This window comes from Streptomyces sp. (assembly GCF_031178505.1).
GTDB classification, from domain to species: domain Bacteria; phylum Actinomycetota; class Actinomycetes; order Streptomycetales; family Streptomycetaceae; genus Streptomyces; species Streptomyces gulbargensis.
The window spans coordinates 1-7,803 of the sequence record NZ_JAPSIW010000294.1 but is presented as its reverse complement, the minus strand read 5'-3'; the positions used below and the strand labels follow the sequence as shown (position 1 = coordinate 7,803).

Annotated in this window: 6 protein-coding genes; 1 reads left to right on the top strand and 5 read right to left on the bottom strand. The window is 74.3% G+C overall.

Annotated features, from left to right (window positions below):
* The first annotated feature begins 60 nt into the window (after positions 1 to 60).
* Positions 61 to 3,036: a BTAD domain-containing putative transcriptional regulator gene (locus RIF68_RS19650; protein ID WP_309052589.1), complete on the top strand. Its 2,976-nt coding sequence runs from the start codon at positions 61 to 63 to the stop codon at positions 3,034 to 3,036.
* A 240-nt stretch (positions 3,037 to 3,276) separates the two neighbouring features.
* Here RIF68_RS19650 and RIF68_RS19645 read toward each other — a convergent pair whose 3' ends face one another.
* From RIF68_RS19645 to RIF68_RS19625, 5 genes are all read right to left on the bottom strand, one after another.
* Entirely contained in the window at positions 3,277 to 3,669 is a 393-nt protein-coding gene (locus RIF68_RS19645; protein WP_309052588.1) for a hypothetical protein, read from the bottom strand.
* A 44-nt stretch (positions 3,670 to 3,713) separates the two neighbouring features.
* Positions 3,714 to 4,340: a class F sortase gene (locus RIF68_RS19640; RefSeq protein WP_309052587.1), complete on the bottom strand. Its 627-nt coding sequence runs from the start codon at positions 4,338 to 4,340 to the stop codon at positions 3,714 to 3,716.
* A 6-nt stretch (positions 4,341 to 4,346) separates the two neighbouring features.
* A complete protein-coding gene (locus tag RIF68_RS19635) occupies positions 4,347 to 5,030 on the bottom strand; it encodes a DUF4142 domain-containing protein (protein ID WP_309052586.1) in 684 nt (227 codons plus the stop codon).
* A 307-nt stretch (positions 5,031 to 5,337) separates the two neighbouring features.
* The gene (locus RIF68_RS19630; protein ID WP_309052585.1) at positions 5,338 to 6,525 is read right to left on the bottom strand and encodes a S8 family peptidase; all 1,188 of its coding nucleotides are present in this window, start codon (positions 6,523 to 6,525) and stop codon (positions 5,338 to 5,340) included.
* Between the two features lie 516 nt (positions 6,526 to 7,041).
* A partial coding sequence (locus RIF68_RS19625) for a hypothetical protein (RefSeq protein ID WP_309052584.1) occupies positions 7,042 to 7,803 on the bottom strand: 762 nt, incomplete at its 5' end.

Genomic DNA, 7,803 nt, shown 5'->3' with positions numbered 1-7,803 from the left:
GTCTTGATACATTCCCGATGCTTCTTCGATGCGCGCGCTGACGACCTCCGGAGTGACGGAATGCGGTTCAGGATCCTCGGCCCGGTGGAGGCCGTGGCTCCCGGCTCGGACGCCCCCGGCCTGGCGCCCCGTCACCGAGCCGTGCTCGCCTATCTGTTGCTGCACGCCGGCGTCGCGATCAGTACGGATCGCCTGGTCGACGCGATGTGGGGGCCGCGGCCGCCGGATTCCGCCCGTGCGCAGATCCAGACCACGATCGCCGCGATCCGCCGGATGCTGCGTGCCTCGGAAGCCGACGGGATGCTGGCCACGCGGCCGGCCGGATACGTGATCTCTCCCGAGCCGGGACAGCTCGATCTGGACGAGTTCACCAGCCTGATCGCCAAGGCGCCGGCCGACTCCGACGCCCCGGGGGACACCGCCGACCGCATACGTGCCGCGCTGGCGCTGTGGCGGGGAGAGCCGCTGGCCGGCATCACCGCCCCTTACGCGGAGAGCGCGAGAGCACGTCTGACCGGACAGCGGCTGACCGCCGTCGAGCGCCTGGCCGAGCTGGAACTGGCCAGGGGGCGGCACGAGGACCTGATTGACGAACTGTCCTTCCACACGGCGGCGAACCCGTTGCGGGAACGGCTCTGCTGCCAGCTGATGCTCGCCCTGCACCGCGCCGGACGCCAGACCGACGCGTTGCACGTGGCCAGAACCTTCCGGCTGACCCTGGCCGAGCGGCAGGGGCTGGACCCCGGCCACGCGTTCAACAAGCTCGAACAGGACATCCTGCGGGACGCCCCCGATCTGCGGCCGCCCGTCACCGCACCGGTCACCGCACCCGTCACCGCACCGGCGCAGGTCGGGCCGCAGGGGGGCAACTTCCTGCCGTACGACGTCCCGGACTTCACCGGACGCGAGGGCGAGCTCGACGGGCTGATCCGCCTGTGGTCGAGCGACAGCGGCGGTGTCGTGACGATTTCGGCGATCGACGGCATGGCCGGGGTCGGCAAGACGACCCTCGCGGTTCACGCGGGGCACCGCCTCGCGGATCACTTTCCGGACGGACAGCTCTTCGTCGATCTGCGGGCGCACACCGCAGGCCAGGCGCCGCTCGACGCCGGCGCCGCGCTCGAGGTGCTCCTCGGCCAACTCGGTGTGCCGGCCTCCCTCGTACCGGCATCGGTCGCCGACCGCGCGGCACTGTGGCGGTCCGAACTCTCCGGCCGCCGCGTGCTGGCCGTACTGGACAACGCCCTCGGCGCCGACCAGGTCCGCCCGTTGCTGCCCGGCGCCTCCCGCGCCCTCGTCCTGATCACCAGCCGCCGACGGCTGACCGACCTGGACGGGGCCCACGCCCTGTCCTTGGACGTGCTGCCCGCCGCGGACGCCGTGGGGCTGTTCACGGCCATCGTCGGCGAACGGGCGTCCGCCGAACCCCTCGCCGTCCTCGACGTCCTCCAGCTGTGCGGATTCCTGCCGCTGGCCGTCCGCATCGCCGCCGCCCGACTGCACCACCGCCCCCGCTGGACCGTCGCCTACCTGGCCGGCCGCCTCCGTGACCAGCGCCGCAGGCTCTCCGAGCTGGCCACCTCGGAGCGCGGGGTGGCAGCGGCGTTCACCCTGTCCTACGAGCAGCTGACCGCGGATCAGCAACGCATGTTCCGGCTCCTGGGTCTCCAACCGGGCCGTGACATCAGCCCCGAGGCGGCGTCCGCGCTGGCCGGTCTGCCGCTGGACGAGGCCGAGAACCTCCTGGAGGACCTCCTGGACGCCCATGTCCTGGCCCAGCACCACCTAGGCCGCTACACCTTCCACGATCTGCTGCGCGAACACGCCCTCGCCACCGCGGCCGCCCAGGAGCCCCCGGACGCCCGGCGCGAGGCCCTCGGCCGGCTGTTCCACCATTACCTTCACACCGCGAGCGAGGCCATCGACCACCTTTACCCCGAGGGCAGGAACCGCAGACCCCGCATCCCCGCGCCGGACACCCCGGCGCCGCCCCCACAGGACGAGGCCGAGGCGATCGCCTGGCTGGACGTCGAACGGGCGAACCTCATCGCGACCGGCCAGTACGCGGCCGAGCACGACTGGCTCACCCACACCAGCCACCTGGCCGCCACCCTGCACCGCTACCTGCTGGGCCACGCCCATCAGGCCGACGCGCAGGTCCTCCACGAACTGGCCCTGCGAGCCGGCCGCCAGAGCGGTGACACGGCCGCCGAAGCCCGTACCCTCATCGATCTCGGCGAGGTCCACTTCTGGTGGCACGGCGCCTACGAGCGAGCGGCCGAGCACTACCAGCAGGCCCTGGATCTCGCTCGCGGGACCGGTGACCGGGGCGCCGAGGCCCGCGCGTCGGCCGGTCTCGGCACCGTGTCCAGGCGGCGGCGGGAGTACGAACGGGCCCACGAACACTGCGCACGGTCCCTCGAGCTCTTCCGTGAGCTCGGCGACCGTGGCGGTGAAGCCAGATGCCTGACCGATCTCGGCGTCATCCACGAACGGGGAGGACGGTACGAGGACGCCCACGAGTGCCACAGGCAGGCACTGCGGGTGTACCGCGAGACCGGATCCCGCATCGGCGAGATCATCGTGCTGAACAACACCGGACTCCTGTACCAACGGCAGGGCCGCTACGAGGAGGCCCGGCGCCGTCATCACGAGGCCCTGGAGCTGAGCCGCACCTCCGACTTCCCCGGCGACGAGGCCGAGTCCCTCAACGCCCTTGCCGAAGCGGCCCGTTCCATGGGTGACCCCGACCGGGCGGCGGTCGAACACGACGCCGCGCTGGCCCTCGCCCGCGAGTTCGGCTACCGCCCCGAACAGGCCCGTGCGCACCACGGTCTGGCCAAGGTCCACCGCGACCTCGACCGGGTCGACCTCGCTCACGACCACGCCCGGCAGGCCCTCGACCTGTACACCGCCCTCGCCGTTCCCGAGGCCGAAGAGATCCGCACCTTCATCACCGGCCTGGTGACGACCGCGGACGGGTCCCAGCGGTCGGAGACACCCGCCGCCCACCCGCCGACCGTGCCTGTTCCCTGACCGAAAGGACCGCAGGGCACGTCCACCGGCGCCGCCACCGCCGCTCGTGGTCAGCGCGCTCGGCTCCGCGGAGAACCACTACGGCCGGCCCGTGACACGGCCTTCGGCCCGCACGAGACGGTCCGCGCCGTGCGGACCGTCTCGTGCGGGGATGCCGGGGTTGTGGGTGTCGCACGTCCACATGGGCTCGTGAGCCCATGACGGAAGCGAGGCGACCCGCGGCCTGTGCCCCGGGTCGGGTCAGGCCAGGAAGTGGGCCGGTGCGGCCGCCGAGAGCAGGAGGCCCGCGGCGGCCATCACCTTGGCGGCGGCCGGCCTCCGGCGCGGGTCCGCGCCGAGGGCCAGGAGCAGGTGGAGCACCGAGGGGAAGAAGACGAACATTCCGGCCATGGCGCCGACGACGGACCAGAACAACAGCACCGGGGCGAGGCAGCCGATGAGGACCGCGAAGCCGGTCCGCCGGGCGTGGAGGACCAGAGGGAGGGCGATCACCACCATGGTGAGCACGGCGGCCGGCAGATCGACGTACCCCTCGGCGGCGGCCACGGCCACCGCCGGCAAGGGGGTGAGCGCCGCGAGCACGACGAGCCCGAACTGCCACGGATGAATGCTGTCCCGCGCCGTGCCCGGCATGACCCCGCCCCCCGGTTCCGTTACTTGAACGTGTTCAACTTACCTCAGGGTGGTGCGGACCCGGTCGCCGGGGCGGGAGCGGCGTACAGGACGAGGTTCTCGTCGTACTGCCCGGCCTCGGGGTCGTAGTCACCGGCGCAGGTGAGGAGGGCGAGCCGCGCGGGGCCGGCCGACGAGAAGAGGTCGTCGGGCAGTTGGGTGCGCGGATAGGTCCGGCGTGCCGTCACCCGGTAGGCGTGCACCCGGCCGTCGGCCGAGTTCACCTGTACGCGGGCACCCACACCCAGTTCGTGGAGCGCCTCGAAGGAGCCGGGGCCCTCCGGGGTGTCGAGGTGCCCGGCCAGCAGGACCGTTCCCCGTGGCGCACCGGGCGCCGCGCCCAGCGCCCACCAGCCGGCGCTGTCGCCGTCCTGCGGGAGGTCGAGGCCGCCCTCGCGGGTAGCGGCCACGGCCGCGACCGTGACGTGCAGCCGGTGCGGCCCGCTGACGGCCAGGGCGACCGGCGGTGAGGGCGGCGGCGCCGCCCGGTCCGGGCCCTCCGTCCGCAGGGCGGCGGGCAGGGCCCCCTCGTCCCGCGCGGGGCGGGAGTCGAGGAGGGTCCAGCCCGTCGCCATCAGCACCCCGCCGGCCACGACCGCCAGGACGGCGCAGGCCTGGTGGAGTCGAGCCACGTCCGGTCAGCTCCTGCCGGCCGCCCGGCGGCGCCCGCGCAGGGCCCACCATCCGGCGCCCGCCGTGAGCAGCAGACCGCTCGCCAGGGTCGCCCCCGCGAGGGCGTCACGCTCGTCGGCCGCGGCCGCGACGTGGCCGCCGGAACCCGCGCCGACGGTCTTCGGCGCCTTCGCCGCGTGACAGGTGCCGGCCCGCACCATGTCGAGGTGCATGGCCACGACCGGCCGGGCCGAGCGGGCGGCGGCGAAGACCTCGCTGTTCCGGCCCTCCTCCAGCTCCCGGTCGATCAGCGCGAGGGTCTTGGTGTGGGCGACCTCCTGGTCGGCCAGCCAGGCGGCGTCATAGGCCGGCGTGCCCGCCTTCGCGCGGACCGCCGCCAGCTTCCGCTCGTCCTCCGGCGCCGGACCCGCCGGCAGGGACACGCCCAGCTTCGCCGAGAGCGCCGTCGTGGCCGCGTCGAGCTTCCGGTGGTCGCGCACGAGGGCGGCGCCGACCGTCTTCACACACTCCGTGGTCGCGTTCTTCCGGGCGTCCTCGCCCGCGGCGATCTCGGCCAGGTTGCCCTGGTGCGCCGCCTTGAGGAACGTCCTGTCGTGCTCGCCGAGCTCGACCGCCAGGGCCTGCGGGGCCGCGAAAAGCGTCGCGGCGGCTATGAGTGCGGTGGTGGACGACATGACACTGATCCGCATGGGGTTCTTCCTTTCGCCCGGGGAGCGTCCCTCGGGCACGTCGTACGGGCGCCTCGATAGCGCCTGTGTACGAGACTTCCCCGCGCGACACTCCGGAGCGTCACCGCTCCCTCGCATTTCGCTACAACGGGTGAGTGGCCGTGCTGTCCGGTGCGGCGTCACGTCTGCGGTCGCCCCGCCGTTCCTCCGGCTTTCGCGCCGTCGGCCGCCACGCGGCCGGCCTCCGGTGGCCGCGGCCGTGCGGCCGATCGGCCCTGTCCCTTCCCGGCCCGGCACGGGCGGCGCCGGACCGGGGACCGGGTTCCCGTCAGAGGCCGTTGGTGAAGACCAGATGGTTGGGCGAGGTCGGGCTGACGGACCGGAGGACGTCCTTGGTGGCACTCCGGTCGAGCCAGGCGGCGACATCCGCGCTGGAGGAGCTGGGGTTGGCGGCGAGGTAGAGGGCGGCGACGCCTGCGACGTGCGGCGCGGCCATCGAGGTACCGTCCAGCGCCACGCTGCCGCCGCCCAGCTTGGCGGACTCGATGTCCTCGCCGGGGGCGTAGAGCGACAGACACGGTCCCCAGTTGGAGAAGGAGGTCTCCTCGTCGTTCTGGTTCGTGGCACCGACCGTGAAGGCGCCGTCGGCGCTCGCGGGGGAGACGCCGCACGCGTCGGCGGCGCTGTTGCCCGCGGCGGCCACGGGCAGGACACCACTGGCGTACAGGGCGTCGGCGGCGTCGTTCACCGCGGCGGACAGCTGGCCGCCGAGGGAGGCGTTGACGACGGCGGGCTTCACGGCGTTCTTCGCGATCCAGTCCATTCCCGCGATGATCCCCGCCCAGTCCCCCCTGCCGTCGCACCCCAGCACCCGGACGCTGACCAGCGAGGCCTTGCGGGCGACGCCGTACGTGTCGCCGCCGATCGTCCCGGCCACGTGCGTGCCGTGGCCCTGGCAGTCCGCCCCCGCACGGCCGTCGTTCATCGCGTCGAAGCCGAACGACGCCCGCCCGCCGAACTCGGCGTGCTCGTAGTCGATCCCCGTGTCCAGCACGTACGCCCGCACACCGGCGCCGTTGCCGGCCGTGGTGAAGTCACCGTCCAGCGGAAGGGTCCGCTGGTCGATCCGGTCCAGGCCCCAGCTCTCCGCGGGAGCCAGCGGGCGGCCGCCCGCGCCGTCCGCCACGACCTGGGCGTTCTCCTCCACCGCCGCGACCAGCGGCGACTTCCGTACGAAGTCGAGCTGCGCGTCGGTCAGGGTCGCCGCGAACCCGGAGAGCGCGGTCCCGTACGTGAACCGGGGCGTGGTCATGAGCGGGATCCGCGACACGAACGCCGACGAGTCCGCGCCCTCCTTCAGCGTGACGATGTAGCTGTCCGGGATCGGGACACCGGCGGTTCGCGTCACCGGGACGGGCACCCGCCGTTCTTCCTGGGCGGAGGCGCCGGGCAGGGCCACCACGGGGGTGAGGACGAGAGGGACGGCGAGTGCCGCGCAGCGCGCGATCAAGCGCATGGAGTGCTCCCACGGTGAGTCGGTTTCCTGGGCGGACGGGGGACCGGCACCCGCCGGAGCCGCTCCCCGCGTCCCCGTACCGTTTCGGCAACTCCGGACCGCCGCTGCACTCCCGACCGGCCACCCGGCCCACACACTCCGGCGGCGAACCCCAGGTCACATCCCCCCACGCGCCCACCGCCCGCACCCGCAGAAAGGATTAATCACAACCCCGCCAAGCCCCAGGCCGCCCTCGGCGCGCCGGTGGCCGGATTTCACCCGTAGGTTCGACGCCCGGACGCGCCGTTCGCTCGGACGGGGGAGGGGAGGCGGGAGCGCGGTGCGGACGGCGCGGGGGTGAACCCGCCCGTCGTACGCCGGGCCGGGCGCGCGCCCACCGGCTTCGCGCGGCTCACCGCGCCACTGCCATCCGTTCGGTCACCGCCCGCCCGCCCGCCACCGCCGTCCGTTCGGTCACCGCCCGCCCGCCACTACCATCGTTCGGTCACCGGCCGCGCGCTCGCCACCGTCGTCCGGTCAGTCACGGCCCGGCCGGTCGAGCCGGACGACCTCGGCCTCCGCCCGGTCGGCCGCCTCCCGCGCCCGGGTGAGAGCCCGGTCCGCCGCCTCCACCGCGCCGTCGGCCGCCCTCACGGCCTCCCGCGCCCGCCGCGCGGCTTCTTTCGCTCCCGCGAGTTCGCGCTCCAGGCGCTCGACCCGGCCGCCCGCCTCCTCCGCCTTCGCGTCCGCCGTCCGCCGCCGCTCCCGGGCCCCGTCGAGCTCCCGCTCCCGGCGCGTGAGGACCGCCGCCGCCTCCCCGGCCGTCGCGCGGGCACGCTCCAGCGCCCGCAGGCGCCGCGCCTCCCGGCGGCGCTCGGTGTTCTCCGCCGCGGACTCGGACGACGACCGGCGCTCGGCGTCCTTCTCCGGTCCGGGCTCGGGTCGCGACCGCCGCTCGGTGTCCCTTCCCGGCGCGGGCTGCGACGGGGACCGCCGTTCGGGGCCGGGCTTCGGCGCGGGCGCGGACCGGGGCGGCAGGGTGTCCGGGGTGACGACGCCGAAGCCGACCGCCGCTTCCGGCACCTTGGCCAGCCGCCCCCGAGACCACTGCTCGGCGACGTCCGGGTGGGCGAGCACGGCGTGGAGGGTCTGTTCGATCTCGGCCAGGACCGTGTCGCTCACCGACTGCCCCGCCTCGCCGGCCAGCTCCGCCGCCGTCCGGGCGAGAGCGGTGACCAGCCGGTGCTGCTGACGGCTCGCCGTCCGCAGCTGCGCGCCGGCGAGCGCGTGGTGCGCCTC

Excerpts from the sequence above, each read along its gene's own strand:
- RIF68_RS19630 (WP_309052585.1), bottom strand. The coding sequence starts at position 6,525 with ATGCGCTTGATCGCGCGCTGCGCGGCACTCGCCGTCCCTCTCGTCCTC.
- RIF68_RS19650 (WP_309052589.1), top strand. The coding sequence starts at position 61 with ATGCGGTTCAGGATCCTCGGCCCGGTGGAGGCCGTGGCTCCCGGCTCG.
- RIF68_RS19635 (WP_309052586.1), bottom strand. The coding sequence starts at position 5,030 with ATGCGGATCAGTGTCATGTCGTCCACCACCGCACTCATAGCCGCCGCG.
- RIF68_RS19645 (WP_309052588.1), bottom strand. The coding sequence starts at position 3,669 with ATGCCGGGCACGGCGCGGGACAGCATTCATCCGTGGCAGTTCGGGCTC.